This is a genomic window from Bartonella sp. AA18HLJMS, from assembly GCF_042197245.1.
Classification (GTDB): domain Bacteria; phylum Pseudomonadota; class Alphaproteobacteria; order Rhizobiales; family Rhizobiaceae; genus Bartonella.
In genome coordinates this window covers 57,574-74,204 of record NZ_JBHIRP010000007.1, presented here as the reverse complement: position 1 = coordinate 74,204, position 16,631 = coordinate 57,574, and the positions used below count along the sequence as shown (strand labels likewise).

The following is a 16,631-nucleotide window of genomic DNA, read 5'->3' as shown; positions in this document are numbered from 1 at the left end:
TTTTTATATTTTTCTTTTGATATTTTTGTGTTTTTCTTTAAGGGAGCCACATCCCTCAAAACACCTTTTCTGCAAAATGCCCCTCATACAAAACACAATGTCTAAAACAACAAGAGCTAAAATAGGATTTTTCCTAAATAGGCATCCCTCTAAATAGGCATTCCTCTAAATAGGCATCCCTCTAAATGGGCTTCCCCTCTAAATAGGATTTCCCCTCTAAATAGGCTTTCATTGTATTGCTCATTCACCCACTTATTAAAAAAAAACACCTCTCAATGCTTCTCACACCCATTTCACGGATATCCCCATACAAATATAGATGCAACTATAATTGTTAAGCTCCGCATAGAATATAAACGCCAACCACAATTTTTCTCTCTTCACATCTCTTTACACATCAGCTCTGCAATCTGTTTACAGCTATTCCCCACACACTCTTCTCCAGAAAACGCACTTCAACAACACTCTTCATCCCAACTTTCTCCTCCATTCACGAAGACACTTCCCCCAATCCTCGCACCACATTCCATGCCATGATAAAAGCCCACACAAAGCACAAATCCCTCACTTCATTTTACAGATTCACATTTTTACGCTTTTACATCTTTACAGAACGCAGCCAAAGGAAACTCCCAAACCACCACGCGACAATTTGATAAAAACAAAATACCTTTCCAACAATCTCAAACAACAGATTTCTGTAAAGAGTTCATATGAATTTGATTGTTTAGATCTCACTATTAGATTGGCATATAGAGCCGTAGAACAGAAAATAATTTTCTATAAGACAGAAACGATAAAAGCGCTATATAACTGAGATAGAACATGAAGGATTGCAAACAGATAAAACGACATCTTTCTTCGTTACAACACTGAAATTGTAAACGAGACGACGAATAACTGTCATCTGAATATGCAATTTTCATATCTGCAAATTTTTATTGATTAATTCAATCCCAACACTTCCCCTGAAACACATTTCTTCATTATCTACTTTTTTGAGACAAACCGGTAAAGGGGTTTCATCGATTATAAGTGCGGATATAATAACGCGTTACTCCAACCTCATCATAAGAAACCATAGACATGATACCTGTCTTTATTGGCGTTATTTGATAAGTCAAGATTACACCATTTTGCTGTTTGTTTGGTTGATCTGTATAGATCACGTTATATCCATTCCGTCGCAAGAGATCAATAAATACAGGAGTAAAGTTGTCTTCTGTTTTATTTTTTTTCACAATAAGTGTTGTTGTAGCGGGCGGTAAAGGTTTTTTAAGATTACGAACAAAATCGTTAGCAATTAATTTTACATCATCTTTCGGAATATTTGGACTGACATAACTTGATGAATAATTACTGATAGATGCACAACCAGCCACCAATACAAGCGGTAACGGAAATAAATATTTTGACATCTTAACTCCCCTATTAATTGCATTCTCTTCTGAGAAGCTCCTACACCAGAAATAAGAGCCTCCTTTCAAAGAATAGCCTTAACAACATACTGCTTTACTATCAAGCATTAGTTAATCACTTTCTCGCTTGTTAAAAAAACGACCACCATCTCTCATAGTACTCAAAGCTTATGTTTAAGACACAAAATATATATGTTAAAAGTACGAAAAAACACATGTAAAGCATGTAGTATACATATAGTATATGTATACTTACTTTCATGGTGTGTTGCATTACATATTATTTAAGACAAATTTATCAGTAAAGAAGTACAGACTTTGGATGACTTTCCAAGCAATAAAAATGATATTTTTATCCCCATATCATTGAAATTATAACTTGATCGAAGAATAATTATTGTTTGAATATCTAGGCTTTTACGAGCCATTTAGATCCCGACTTTCCCCCACTATCTACCAATTTTTACCGATGTTGTTTCTTTTTTGGTTTTTCATTTACGCTCATCATTAGTTGTTTTATGTGTTTTTTGAGACAATTGTGAAGCTCTACCTCAAAGCAACGAATGAAATTTCCAAAACACCACGCAACAATTTGATAAAAACAAAACACTTCACAACTTAAATTCCACAAGCAAGCTTATCTCCACCTCTTTTCATTCTTTCTCCATCTCAAGGGGAAGATGCCCCCTCACGCTACCCTTCATCCGTTCGCACCACCACCTCTTAGACACACCATCCTAACACTACCCACACTCACTTTCTTTCATCCCCCTCAAATCACACTCTCTTCTCCAACCAACGCACAGCACCCTTCATTTCCCCTCCATTCACGAAGACACTTCCCCCAATCCTTCTCACCCCTCCATATCATGACAAAAAACACGCACAATATATGAACCCATAAATCCTCCGCTTCACTTTTACAGATTCACATTTTTACGCTTTTACATCATTACAGAACAAAGCCAAGGAAAGCTTCATCCACCCCGTACCACTCTATAAACAACGGTCTGTAAAGAATTCAAATGCTTGCCTAGCAAGTTTCCACCAATGACCACTCATTCGTTTCAGATCACCCCCTTCAAAGAGCGGTGTTTTTACCTCATGAATAAGATAATGAGCGAACCGTCTTTAGAAAAAAGAAAAGGCATGGAGATATCAAATATATCAATGGTCATCATCGACTGTCGTGTTAAGGGGTGTTAACTCTTTATTTTTCTTAATTTTTACAACGCCAATAATTCCGGTGGAAATAATTAATGCGGACATAGCTAAAAAAGAGCTTAACAATCCCATGAGTGCCAAAAGTCCCGCAATAAAGCCAGACATTGCTTCCGCAGAGTTTGCTAAAGTTGAAAAGGTTCCAAAGCTCTTACCAAAATCTTCACGACGAGAGTATAATTGAATAGCTGAGACTAAACCAATATCCACAAAGGCACCAATAAATCCTAGAACAAATGCTAACACGAGAAGGAATTTTAAATAAAGTCCAGCAGCTAAGGGCATAACAAACAGAATAACCCCATAAAGAAGCCAAAATATCATGAGCTTCAACGATGTAATATTTAATATAATTTTACTATATAACAAACCACCAACAATAGTTCCAACAGCCATGAGAGAAAAAATATAACTCACAAGGCTTTCCTCTCCCCCCACAAAAAGAACAAAAGCTGGAATTAAAAATCTTAAAATAGCACCCGTAAAGAGAATAGCAAACGACGAGCCAACGAGCGTAATAAATAAATTATTATTTTCTGTAGAAATATATTTAAGATATGAAGCTGTTTCTCGATAAATTTTTATAAAATTGAATGATTTATTCTCGCTTGAATTTAAATTCATGAGATTAAATAACACGATAATAGATATAAAATAGGTAAAAAAATCAAAAATGAGTACTGCCGATTTATTTGCAAAAAAAAGCAGTATAGAACAAACCAAAGGGCCAATGACGGCTGCCGTTTCCATGATAATTTGAGCAATGCTATTGGCCTTTGTAAGATCTTTTAGTGAAAACATTCTGGGAATAGCAGCTTGAAAACTTGGTTGGAAAATACTTCTTCCTATCGTTGTACATATTGCTGCAAAAATAAGAACAATGATATGTGCCGTACCTGTTATAGTGGTTATAAAAACAAACAATGAAGCTAATAATCTAACAACTTCACTTAAGATCATATTTTTCTTCAAAGAAAAATTATCCGCTAACCAACCTCCTATAGGGCCCAAAAAGAGAAAAGGGATAAATCGAAAAAAATACACAAGACCTGTAAAAAAGGTGTTATCTGTTAATTCTAAGACCAGTAAAATAAAAACAACTTCATAAGCATAATCACCAACTTTGGAAATAAAGAGAGAGCAAAAAAGAGCTAATGGACTCTTTTTTAAAAACAAATTCATATCAACCATCCGATGTTAAACTTTGCTACACTTAAAGTTACACTTCCTTCGCTACAATTGGTGATATGAACTTCAGAAGAGTCTTTTATTCTAATAAATCGCTTAATAAGTTAAGTAAAAATTTTTAAAGAAATACTCCTCTTGATATAAGCATTTACTCTAATATCAAGTAATATCTTTAAAAAAAGAAAGAATGTAAAAATTATGAGATCACAATCTTCCATATTATTACATTGACCTCCACCCCACGTCTCAAAAAATGAAAATTCCCAACCAGCACTAGTCTACAATCCCACAATAAAAAGCAACTTTCCCCACAAAATAAAGCTTACACCCAACCACTTCTCAAACGATAGCACGTCATCAGGCTCGACAAATCAAGCCCTATCTCCTTAAAAACCGCCATCCTTCACGCATCTCTTTGCAACACCGCCTTACCCACACTCTCCCCCTATCCATGCGCACTCTCTTCATCCTCCATTCCTCCTTTTTCTCTCCCATCACACACTTAACAACTTAACAGCACTCTTCCTCTAAACTTCCATTCACGAAGACACTTCCCCCAATTCTCGCACCACATTCCACGCCCCCAAAAGCCCAAAGTGACCAAAAACACGCACAATATATAAATCCATAAATCCCCCACTTCACTTTTACAGATTCACATTTTTACGCTTTTACATCTTTACAGAACAAAGCCAACGAAAAGTTCACCACCCCGCACAGCTCTATAAACAATAGTCTATAAACAAACCCAGCTTTTTGCCTAGTACCCTTACAGTCTTCAGACACCCCCCTCAAACGACAACACTTCATCAGGCTCAACAAATCAAGGCCTGCCCTCAAATATTCTAGCTCTTCACACCCCTTCAAAGAGCAGTGTTTTATGGCATAAATAGAATAGAAAATTTTTGATTTTTCTTGCTAATCTTCTGAAATTACTTTATCACTTAAAGTGTAATTTTGGTCGTCTACGCAACGATCAATAGGGATTAAAAACCCGAAGACTTGACACATAAATTTATCCCGCTTTGCGGGTATCCCGGAATTCCGGGAGATTTTGCTATGTCCAGGTGCTTTGGCACTAAAAGCAAAAAGCTGATTTAGGTTCAGTATTTTCAACCTCCCGGAATACCAATGCGAGGGCGCTCGCAACCGGAGGGGGACTTGAAGTGCCAACTAAAAATCCACATTTTATCGACATTTTGATAGGCAAAAGAATCCGTCACAGACGCATTTCAATAGGACTTTCCCAAAAAGAATTAGGAAGCCATTTAGGTGTCAGTTTCCAACAAATCCAAAAATACGAAAAAGGCTTAAACCGTGTAAGTGCCAAATGTTTACTAGAAATCGCTCAAAAACTAGAAGTTCCTATGAACTTTTTTTATGCAGACATTGCCACAAAAGAAGATATCTCAACAAAAGAAAATACCCCACTCCGTGATCAAGAAACCTATAGCGAAAAAGAACACACTCTTTTGAAAAACTTTAGAGACCTCCAGCCGAAAAAACAAAAAGCAATCTTGTGGTTGATTTCTGATTAGGAAAAAGAGCAACGATCAACGTTATTTGCTAATATATCAAACAATAAAACATCCTTAAGTCAAATTCAGATCAGCTCCCCACACCCCTTCAAAGAGCGGTGTTTTACGGCATAATAGAATAGAAAATTCTTGATTTTTCTTGCCAATCTTCTGAAATTACTTTATCACTTAAAGTGTAATTTTGATCGTCTACGCAACGATCAATAGGGATTAAAAACCCGAAGACTTGACACATAAATTTATCCCGCTTTGCGGGTATCCCGGAATTCCGGGAGTTTTTGCTATGTCCAGGTGCTTTGGCACTAAAAGCAAAAAGCTGAGTCAAGTCAGTGTTTTTAACTCCCGGAATACCAATGCGAGGGCGCTCGCCCCTAGCGGGGGGCTTGAAGTGCAAACCAAAAATCCACATTTTATCGACATTTCTGATTAAGCAAAAAACGCGATTTATAATCCATATTTCGCACTTTTTTAAAAAGTACCCAATTTTATAGTCTTTGAGATTATTTTGATTTTTCTTGCCAATTTTCTGAAACTACTTTATTACTTAAAGGGTGAGTTTGGTCGTATACGCGACGATCAATAGGGAACTGAAAGCCCGAAACCTCGATACATAAGAATGAACCCACTTTTGTGGGTGTCCCGGGATTCCGGGAGATTTTGCTATGTCCAGGTGCGATGAGCACTAAAAGCAAAATGCTGATTCGAGGTCAGTGCTTTCAGGCTCCCGGAATACCAATGCGAGGGCGCTCGCAACCGGAGGGGGGCTTGAAGTGCCAACTAAAAATCCACATTTTATCGACATTTTGATAGGCAAAAGAATCCGTCACAGACGCATTTCAATAGGACTTTCCCAAAAAGAATTAGGAAGCCATTTAGGTGTCAGTTTCCAACAAATCCAAAAATACGAAAAAGGCTTAAACCGTGTAAGTGCCAAATGTTTACTAGAAATCGCTCAAAAACTAGAAGTTCCTATGAACTTTTTTTATGCAGACATTGCCACAAAAGAAGATCTTTCAACAAAAGAAACCCTCTTACACCACAATCAAGAAACCTATAGCGAAAAAGAACACGCCCTTTTGAGAAACTTTAGAGAGCTCGAAGCAAAAAAACAAAAAGCAATCTTGTGGCTAATCTCTGATTAAGCAACAGCACAACGATCAACATTATTTGTTAATATATCAAACAACGAAACATCCTTAAGTCAAATTCAGATCAGCTCCCCACACCCCTTCAAAGAGCAATGTTTTACGGCGGATAAACGGCATTTCTCTTTAACGTTTTTACGCACAAAGCAATAAAGCAATCCCGCTTGTGACTTCACTTATAACATTGCAAGAAAATAGTTTTCACGACAAACAGAAGTAAAAGAATCCTACGATATTCGAAAACGCTGATTTAACATGCAAAAACACCAGCCACTCCCTTTGCTTTGCAATAAAATACCGCTGTCTCATCGTGAATTTTTCTAAATCAGCACGCTTCAAAGAGCGGTGTTTATCACATAATAGGATTATCACCGCCCTTTATACCATGAATTTTTCCAAACTTAATCTTCAGGCAAAAATTCCAACCGATCTCCTTGTTTTGTAATTTTCACCGTTGTCTCATCGTGAATTTTTCCAAATAAGATATTTTCCGCCAGTGGGTCTTGAATTTCTTTTTGGATAATCCGTTTAAGCGGACGCGCACCATAGAGCGGATCATAGCCCTTATCGGCAAGAAATTTTCTCACCTCTGGCTCGATTTGCAAAGTTATTTTGCGTTCATTGAGCAAATTTTGCAAATGTTCTATCTGAATATCGACGATAGCTTCCATATCGTGACGTTGCAGCCTTTGAAAGAGAATAATCTCATCAATACGGTTTAAAAATTCAGGACGGAAAGCCGCTTTAACGACATTCATAACATCATTTTTTGCCTGATCGGTTGTTTGCCCTTCAGGCAAAGCAGTTAAAAACTCAGCACCAAGATTTGAGGTCATAATCAACAAAGTGTTACGAAAATCGACGGTACGTCCTTGACTATCAGTCAAGCGTCCCTCATCCAACACTTGCAACAAGAGATTAAAAATATCAGGGTGTGCTTTTTCAATTTCGTCAAACAGAATGACCTGGTAAGGTCTTCTACGTACAGCTTCAGTCAGCACCCCCCCCTCTTCATATCCAACATATCCAGGAGGTGCCCCAATCAGCCGCGCCCCAGCATGCTTTTCCATATATTCCGACATATCGATACGCAACATGGCATTGGAATCTTGGAAAAGAAAAGCGGCAAGAGCTTTGGTTAATTCGGTTTTCCCCACACCAGTAGGACCCAAAAACATGAAAGAGCCAAGCGGACGATTGGGATCTTGCAACCCTGCACGCGCGCGGCGTACAGCACGAGAAACAGCTTGAACAGCCTCTCCCTGACCAATCACACGTTTGCTAATTTCATCTTCCATCCGCAACAGCGCCTCCCGTTCTGCCTCCAGCATTCGATCAACAGGAATACCGGTCCAGCGTGAAACAATCCGCGCCACATGTTCAGCAGTAACCGTCTCTTCAACGAGATGATTTTGTTGGTCATCATTTTCCGCAATACTCAATTGTTTTTCGAGTTCAGGGATAACGCTATAAGCGAGCTCTCCAGCGCGTTGGAATTGTCCATCACGTTGTGCAATAGCCAAAGCATTACGAGCTTCTTCGAGTTGTTTTTTCAAATCAGCAGCATGCCCTAATTTTTGTTTCTCAGCCTGCCAAGCACTTGTCATCTCAGCGGACTGTTGTTCCAATGTTTTGAGTTCCTCCTGCACATTTTCCAAACGTTCTTTTGCTGTTGGCTCGACATCTGTTTTCAAAGCTTCCCGTTCGATCTTCAACTGTAAAATACGCCGATCAACAGCATCGAGTTCTTCCGGCTTTGAATCGACCTGCATCCGCAACCGCGCCGCCGCTTCATCGATAAGGTCAATAGCTTTATCCGGCAAGAAGCGATCCGTAATATAGCGGTTAGACAAACGCGCCGCCGCAATCAAAGCACTATCAGCCAAGCGCACTTTGTGATGTTGTTCATATTTTTCCTTAATACCGCGCAAGATAGAAATAGTATCTTCCAAAGAGGGTTCCGGTACAAAGACAGGTTGGAAGCGGCGTACAAGAGCAGCATCTTTTTCGACATATTTTCGATATTCATCGAGCGTAGTAGCGCCCACACAATGGAGTTCTCCGCGTGCAAGAGCAGGTTTTAACAAGTTAGAAGCATCCATAGGACCATCAGATTTTCCAGCGCCAACAAGATTGTGCAATTCATCAATAAACAAAATGATCTGACCATTTTCAGCTTGCACCTCTGCCAGCACCGCTTTAAGGCGCTCTTCGAATTCCCCACGATATTTTGCACCAGCGATAAGCGCTCCCATATCCAACGCATGAAGCTGTTTATCCCGCAAAGTTTCAGGTACATCGCCATTAACAATGCGCAATGCCAACCCTTCCACAATAGCTGTTTTCCCCACCCCAGGCTCACCAATCAACACGGGATTATTTTTGGTCCGCCGTGAAAGCACCTGAATAGTGCGGCGGATTTCCTCTTCCCGCCCAATCACAGGGTCGAGTTTTCCTTCACGTGCATCTTTTGTGAGATCCCGGGCATATTTTTGCAAGGCATCATATTGTCCTTCAGCATGGGGGCTTGTTGCTGTTTTTCCTTTCCGCAGCGCATTAATTGCCCGATTAAGCGCTTGCGGGGTCAATCCTCCACTTGTTAAAATATCGGCTGTTTTTGCGGTCTTTTCCATGATCAGCGCTTGCAACATGCGCTCCACGGTCACAAACTGATCACCGGCTTTTTTCGCAATATCCTCAGCCAGTGCGAAAACTTTTGCCAATGGCTGCGAAAGATAGAGCTGTCCATTTCCCCCTTGCACTTTAGGCAAAGCATCAAGTGCTTCTTTTAGCGCCTTTTGAATAAGAGTAAGATCACCACCAGCGTTTTGGATAAGCGATGCAGCCAATCCTTGAGAATCGTCTAACAACACTTTCAGGAAATGCTCCGGCATAAACTGCTGATGATCAGAAGCAAGAGCGCTATTTTGTGCTGATTGTAAAAAACCCTGCACGCGTTCGCTATATTTTTCCAAGTTCATTTTTTTTCCTTAAATCTCAAGCCATCACCACACTTTAACCTCTCCAATATTCCACAAAAGAAACATCCAGAAAGGATTATCCAGCCTCTAAAAAACACCGCGAAAAAAGCAGCAAGAAGAAGAACCATAGTGCTAAAAAGAATATGGGTTTCTACAAGCCTCATAGCAAGAGGGAGAAAAAAAATACGCTATCATTTTAAATAAAAACCGCAACTTTTCTTATACCCCCATCATCACTCCCCCTTTTAAACCATCACCCCTAAATTCCACCATTAAACTTAAATTTGAACAGCAGAAAAGGAGCATGCAAAAACACTTTAAACAAAGTAGTCTTTACAGCATATAGTTTAGAGTAAACATTAAAGTATTTTCTCTAATTTTACTTAACAAAACATTGAATATGTGCTTTAATACTTATAAAGTTACACTATTTTTATTAAGATAGAGGATTTGAGTATGTACCATACTGTAAAAAAGGTTATTTTAATACTTTTATTCCTTCTAATAAGTAAACCAAGCTATGCCGTTTTTGCCGGCAAAGTTATTACAATAGAGCATGAATGGCCTGAAAATGCATTATTTGATCTATTTGTGTTCACCCAGCAAGTAAATTACGATGGTGGGCCTAACTCCATCTATTTCTGGGGAAATAAATTTGAATTCCAAAACGGAAAAAGTGGACAAATTGGTTTTTTCAACAGGAGCAGCCGTACCATTCATTTTTCTATCTGGAATGCAACGGGATGGAAGGGTGATAAATGTAAGCATTTTACTCAGGAAGGTTCAGGAGTACGATGTGAAATTAACTTTCCATGGGAGATGGGACGCAGATATCGATTATATGTTGAAAAAAATGAGAATCTAGTTACAGCGAAAGTAGTCGATTTTACAACGGGTAAAAAAGTGAATATTGGGACCATAGAAGTACCAAATACATTTGGCAAACTCCGTAAATCTTCAAGTTTTGTTGAAGACCATTCTCGTTGGAAGAGACATCTTTCCTCCTGTTATGATTTAAGTCCGCAAAGTTCGATTTTTTTTGATCCTAATGGCTTAAAACAAAACAAGCTACACGAAGGGACTCTGAAAGTTTCTAATCAAGGAAAGTGTCGAGATTCTGACCTCATCCAAACATCATGTACGTTCACTTTTTGTATGACAAGTATAAGCAACTTTGGAGGTTTAGCCTCGCCTACAGCTAAACCAGAAGTCCCCATTTCCAATGGGAAAGATCTGTCTGCAGAAACAATTTCTAACGTTTTGAAACAAAAAGAGCTTGTCGTTATTCGTTCAAAAGATCGTTCTTGGGCACCCAATATCTTTTTTCCATCTCCTGCTTCATTTAAGTGGAAATCAATCTTTATAGATCATCTAGCGGCTTTCAGTTCTACGCTTCACACCACTCACGGCACACAAAAGATAACCACGGGTCAAAAGATTATGTATATGTCTGATGGAAAAACTTGGAAAATTATGAAAAGAAACTAACTTTTTTCTTCTTGATAAGCCCCTCACTCCCCTTTAAAAATAAATGGGGGTGAGGAAGTTTTTTTCATTTCCCCACCACGGCTCCCTTTCCCAGTTATTTTTTCGAGCACTACTCTCATCCCTTTAGCTCACCTCATCATCATACTTTCCAGCGCATTTTCTCCATTCTCACCCTCTTTCAAAACCACAACACCCTTTAATAAAATCCTCACCTCCCTCTTCTATCACCCTCACACCATCCCTTCACGCATCCCTCTGCACTACCCCGCCTCTTATCCACACCCTCCCCCTTGTCCATAGGCACTCTCCCATTCCACGCACTCCTTTTTCTCTCCCATCACACATTCACGACTTACAGCACTCTTCATTCCAGCTTCCCTCCTCGATTCATAAGCTCTCGTTCTCCCCCCATTTATCTCACCCCATCCATGCAAAAACCCAACGTGCCCCCAAAACACGCACAATGCATAAATCCATAAATCCTCCTCTTCACTTTTACAGATTCACATTTTTACGCTTTTACACATTCACAGAAAACAGCCAACGAAAGATTCACCACCCCACACCGCTCGATAAACACTGCTCTGCAAAAATCTGATTTCTTGTCTATTAGATTCCCCTGCTGATTATTTCATATGGCTATCCCACATATCAAAAAATGCTGTTTCATCAGACAAGACAAATAAGCCCTTCCTCCAAATATTCTCCACATACTCTTCTCCAGAAAACGCACTTAACACCCCTTTTCATCCCAGCTTTCCCCTCTCCACTCACAAATGTATTCCCCCATTTATCTCACCACATTCCACGCCATGATAAAAGCATACACACAGTACAAATCCTCCGCATCATTTTACGGATATACGTTTTAACGCTTTTACGTTATTACAGAAGTCAGCCAAATAAAATTTCCACATCACCACCCCGCACCGCTCTGTAAACACTGTTCTGAAAACGAACCCAGCTTTTTGCCTAGTCCCCTTACAGTCTTCAGACTACCCTCCTCAAACGACAGCACTTCATCAGGCTCAACAAATCAAAGCCCTATCATGAATATTCAAGCTCTTCACTCCTCCTTCAAATAGCGCCGTTTTACGGTATAACAGAATAGAAAATTTTTCATTTTTCTTGCCAACCTTCTGAAACTGCCTTATGAATAAATATCGTAAGTTTGATCGTCTACGCAGCGATCAACAGGGAACTAAAAGCCCTAAACCCTAACGTACAATTGAGCCCACTTTTGCGAATATCCTTAGAATTCCGGGAGTTTTTGCTATGTCCAAGTGCTTTAAGCACTAAAAGCAAAAAGCTGACTAGGGTTCAGTACTTGTTACTCCCGGAATACCAATGCGAGGGCGCTCGCAACCGGAGGGGGGCTTGAAGTGCCAACTAAAAATCCACATTTTATCGACATTTCTGATTAAGCAAAAGACGCGATTTATAATCCATATTTCGCACTTTTTTAAAAAGTACCCAATTTTATAGTCTTTGAAATTATTTTCATTTCTCTTGCCAATCTCCTGAAATTACTTTATCACTTAAAGTGTGTTTTTGATCGTCCACGCAACGATCAAATAGGGAGTTGAAAACCCGAACGCTCAGTACATAAATTTATCCCGCTTTGCGGGTATCCCGGAATTCCGGGAGCTTTTGCTATGTCCAAGTGCGGTAAGCACTAAAAGCAAAAGGCTGACTGAGCTCAGTATTTTCAACCTCCCGGAATACCAATGCGAGGGCGCTCGCAACCGGAGGGGGGCTTGAAGTGCCAACTAAAAATCCACATTTTATCGACATTCTGATAGGCAAAAGAATCCGTCACAGACGCATTTCAATGAGCCTTTCCCAAAAAGAATTAGGAAGCCATTTAGGTGTCAGTTTCCAACAAATCCAAAAATACGAAAAAGGCTTAAATCGTGTAAGTGCCAAATGTTTACTGGAAATCGCTCAAAAACTGGAAGTTCCTATAAGCTTTTTTTATGCAGACATTGCCACAAAAGAAGATCTTTCAACAAAAGAAACTCTCTTACACCACAATCAAGAAACCTATAGCGAAAAAGAACACACCCTTTTAAAAAATTTTAGAGACCTCCAGCCGAAAAAACAAAAAGCAATCTTGTGGTTGATTTCTGATTAAGCAAAAGCACAACAATCACCATACCCCCTGCCTAAAGTTTCCCATACCTGATATCACCATACCTCCAAGAATGATATTTTACGGCATATAAGATAATTCACACTATAGCTTGTTGTCTGTTTCCATTATTGCTTCAAGTCAAGCTGATTAAGGATTGGCAGCTGAGTTTTTTAAGTTTGGCTATTCGTAGCAAAGCGGAGTTAAACAAAAATGACATTGTTACTCAAAACCATGCCCCCTATTGCGTTTACGAGACGGTAGAACAGCGTCAAGAAGGCAAAGCCCCGAAAAAAAATAAAAATATGAGCGGTTAAGTAAAAATCAAAGATTAAACCTATAACGTCAAAAAAGCTGCTCTATGTTGGATTATCTCCACGTCCTCTAAATCTCAGAAAAATGATTTAAAACATTTGTTTTATTGATGAGCCAATCATTGAGATCGAACAATTAACAAAGAACGGTTCAGCAATATCCTGATAGCCAATAAACAGCATAATCCACTCAATCCAGAAAGAAGGAACAATTTTCCAGCCGAAGTGTGACCTAAAACAAACGCTCCAACAAACGGCGCCACCAACATAGCTAAATTTTGTATAGACTGCACCCATCCGGAAGCCAATCCAATCTGTTCATTGAAATTGCTTACCAGATAAACATTAGAAGATATGGAAAAGTAAGCGCTAACCATTCCAATAAGGAAAAAACAGAGCAACAAAGTCTCAATACGGAGTAAATCAAAGTAAAAAAAGCACACTGAGATCATGACAAAACCAATCATTGTTGACATTGCCGGCATTAACAACTCTGATATTTTGCCTGTAAGGGGTTTATGCTTTGATTGTTTCACACTCCAAAATCCATAGAGAAAATTACCGATTGCCGAAGCCGATACCAGCATCCCAAGAGCCTGTTTATTCATTTTCATTGCACTAAGAATAACCGGCAACTGATTATTCACCATAAAGATCATGGCAAAATACACAAACATCACCGCCACATAGGCATACCAAGTTGTCCCATAAAGCCTCTGCTTTGATTTTATGGTATTCGCTGTTTTTATCATGAGCGACGAGACAGGTTGTGCACCAAGACAACAAAACACCATAAAGCCTAGCAATGTCAAAAATCCAGAAAACAATAAAGTATAGGTATCTGATAAAAGTACAGACAGAGCACTCCCCAAAGCAGGTCCTATCATCTTTGCCGCGCTATTGATCATGTTAAGCACAGAATAGTAACGAGTCCGTCCGTTTTCAGGCACCGAATTTGCACTGAGAACGGAAATTGCAGGCATGGCTAGACTGTTGAATGTCGCTCGAATAACTGCCAGTATAATAAATCCTTGCAGACTCGTCGCCATCAATAAACCGACAGTACAGAGTGCCCGTAACAGCAGTGACGCCCGCAACCAATGGATCATAGAACGGTGACTTACCAACATTCCAATTGGCTTAGACAAAACGATACCAGGTAATAATGTTGCCGCTCCAATAAAAGCGACATCATATTGATCAGCTTTCCACGTGAACACAGATACGGTCAAAATCACGATATAATCAATCCAACCGCCAAATGACACCACGCCATTACCCAGCAAAAGCACCAACAAGCGATTTTTTACTGCCTCATCTCTTTGCACCAAAACACGCGCCCCTCTTTTTTGTTAGCAATACTGATTAGATGATCAATTTTTCTCTCACACCCTAAAGGCACCAACAACTTTCACGCAACAGAGCACTAACAAGCGATTTTTTACTGCCCCGTCTCTTTGCACCAAAACACGCACCCCTTCTTTTTCGTTAGCAATACTGATTAGATGATCAATTCTTCCTTACACCCTAAAGGCACCAACAACTTTCACGCAACAAAGCACTAACAAGCGATTTTTTACTGCCCCGTCTCTTTGCACAAAAACACGCACCCCTTCTTTTTCGTTAGCAATACTGATTAGATGACCAATTTTTCCTCACGCCCTAAAGGCACCAACAGCTTTCACGCAACAAAGCACCAACAAGCGATTTTTTGTTACCCCGTCTCTTTGCACAAAAACACGCACCCCTCTTTTTTGTTAGCAATACTGATTAGATGACCAATTTTTCCTCACGCCCTAAAGGCACCAACAGCTTTCACGCAACAAAGCACCATCGACCTTCATGCAACAAAGCAATTTATAATTATCCATGGTAAACAAAACCTTTGGGGATAAGTCTTAGATATGTATTAAAACTTCCATCGTTGATTGAACTTAATCTGCGTCTTTGCGAATGACGATAATAAGCAAGCCGTTAATCCAGCTCTTAAATACATTTACGATAATCCCGCGCGCCTCCCCTTCAGTTTCCACACAAAAAACGCTTTAGCGTTCTTTCTCAAGAGAACTCTTTATTCTTCTTCATCACTTACTTGTGGTGGGGGTGGTAAAATATAAGAGCCTGAAAGCCAACGATTAAGATCAATAGCTCGGCACCGTGTGGAACAAAAAGGATAAGAAGATTTTTGTGACATCTGACCACAAATAGGACAAGGATGCGGAGGACGGGTCTCTTTTTGCAAATTTAGCTCTTTTTGTTCTTGGCACACCTTTGTCATTGGCTTCTTCATTAACTTTTCTTCTGTTGCTTTTTTTTCATTTTTGCTTTTCTCTTTTTGTTGCTTTTCACCTTGCATTGATCTTACCTTAAAGTTTTTCTAATGCGTTTGTTCAGCCCAGTGAGTGAAAAGTGGATAGTGATAAGCGGTCAAGAGATCGGCTGTTTCAGCCAAAGGCAATCCCACAACATTAGAATAAGAACCCGTGATATGGACAACAAAAGCCCCTGCTTTTCCTTGGATAGCGTAGCCACCTGCTTTCCCTTGCCATTCTCCTGAAGCAAGGTAAGCCTTCATCATGGCAGAGGTTAAGCGTCTAAAGCGAACACGACTTTCAACCAATTTTACGGTTATTTTTCCACGTTCATTGAGCGCACAAATGGCACCATAGACCTTATGCGAACGCCCAGAAAGGTATCGTAAACATTCATAAGCCTCATCCTCGCTTTCTGGTTTGGGGAAAATGGTCCGCCCAACAGCCACCACCGTATCAGCCGCCAAGATAATCATTTTCTGTCCAGGTAATTTTTCTTGACCATTCTGCAACTCGTCTTGACCATTCTGACTGTACCAGCGCAAAATTTTTTGGGCTTTCAGTGCTTTTTCTTTTGCCAAACGTTTGGCAAGGTTTGCAGGATGTTCTTTTAATTTTGGCGTTTCATCAATATCGCTTGCATAAACCTGCTGGGGATCAATCCCTATTTGTGCCAAGAGCGCTAAACGCCTTGGCGAAGCGGAGGCAAGCACCAAATGAATTTCTTCTGTAAGAGTATCTGCCAAACGTTTTTCCCCCCACTCTCTTATATTTCTCATTTCCACCCCTTCACAATTGACTTCCCTCTCACCCCCTTTAGCGCCCCCTTTTAAGCGCCCCTTTAGCCTCCCTTTTAAGCGCTATTGATCTCCTTATCCTTTTTCCGCATCGATTT

Annotated in this window: 10 protein-coding genes; 4 read left to right on the top strand and 6 right to left on the bottom strand. The window is 39.7% G+C overall.

Translation table 11 applies throughout. The features are described 5' to 3' along the window. Window positions 1-1,022: 1,022 nt before the first annotated feature. Entirely contained in the window at window positions 1,023-1,418 is a 396-nt protein-coding gene (locus ACFINW_RS05655; RefSeq protein ID WP_375641001.1) for a hypothetical protein, read from the bottom strand. A 1,167-nt stretch (window positions 1,419-2,585) separates the two neighbouring features. Next, entirely contained in the window at window positions 2,586-3,821 is a 1,236-nt protein-coding gene (locus ACFINW_RS05650; protein WP_375673960.1) for an MFS transporter, read from the bottom strand. 1,172 nt (window positions 3,822-4,993) lie between these two features. Between ACFINW_RS05650 and ACFINW_RS05645 the strand changes: the two genes are divergently transcribed. Both ACFINW_RS05645 and ACFINW_RS05640 read left to right on the top strand, forming a co-directional pair. After that, window positions 4,994-5,365, top strand: a complete 372-nt coding sequence (locus tag ACFINW_RS05645) for a helix-turn-helix domain-containing protein (RefSeq protein WP_375613820.1) — start codon at window positions 4,994-4,996, stop codon at window positions 5,363-5,365. A 770-nt stretch (window positions 5,366-6,135) separates the two neighbouring features. Continuing rightward, on the top strand, window positions 6,136-6,507 hold the full coding sequence (locus ACFINW_RS05640) for a helix-turn-helix domain-containing protein (protein WP_375673943.1): 372 nt from the start codon (window positions 6,136-6,138) through the stop codon (window positions 6,505-6,507). 404 nt (window positions 6,508-6,911) lie between these two features. On the opposite strand, the gene clpB is transcribed toward ACFINW_RS05640, so the two are convergent. Beyond that, window positions 6,912-9,491 (bottom strand): ATP-dependent chaperone ClpB, encoded by a 2,580-nt coding sequence (clpB, locus tag ACFINW_RS05635; RefSeq protein ID WP_375673941.1) that lies wholly within the window; start codon window positions 9,489-9,491, stop codon window positions 6,912-6,914. A gap of 456 nt (window positions 9,492-9,947) precedes the next feature. On the opposite strand from clpB, the gene ACFINW_RS05630 reads away from it, so the two are divergent. Together ACFINW_RS05630 and ACFINW_RS05625 are read left to right on the top strand one after the other, a co-directional pair. Then, window positions 9,948-10,979 carry a DUF3472 domain-containing protein gene (locus tag ACFINW_RS05630; protein WP_375673939.1) on the top strand — a complete coding sequence of 344 codons (1,032 nt, stop codon included), beginning with the start codon at window positions 9,948-9,950 and terminating at the stop codon, window positions 10,977-10,979. 1,762 nt (window positions 10,980-12,741) lie between these two features. Further along, complete coding sequence (locus tag ACFINW_RS05625) at window positions 12,742-13,113, top strand: helix-turn-helix domain-containing protein (protein WP_375638494.1); 372 nt, start codon at window positions 12,742-12,744, stop codon at window positions 13,111-13,113. Between the two features lie 430 nt (window positions 13,114-13,543). Here ACFINW_RS05625 and ACFINW_RS05620 read toward each other — a convergent pair whose 3' ends face one another. From ACFINW_RS05620 to ACFINW_RS05610, 3 genes are all read right to left on the bottom strand, one after another. Then, a complete protein-coding gene (locus tag ACFINW_RS05620) occupies window positions 13,544-14,752 on the bottom strand; it encodes an MFS transporter (protein ID WP_375673959.1) in 1,209 nt (402 codons plus the stop codon). Window positions 14,753-15,495: 743 nt separating this feature from the next. Then, complete coding sequence (gene yacG, locus ACFINW_RS05615) at window positions 15,496-15,780, bottom strand: DNA gyrase inhibitor YacG (RefSeq protein WP_375611670.1); 285 nt, start codon at window positions 15,778-15,780, stop codon at window positions 15,496-15,498. Between the two features lie 21 nt (window positions 15,781-15,801). Further along, a complete protein-coding gene (locus tag ACFINW_RS05610; RefSeq protein ID WP_375611669.1) occupies window positions 15,802-16,515 on the bottom strand; it encodes a Maf family nucleotide pyrophosphatase in 714 nt (237 codons plus the stop codon). Window positions 16,516-16,631: the final 116 nt, after the last annotated feature.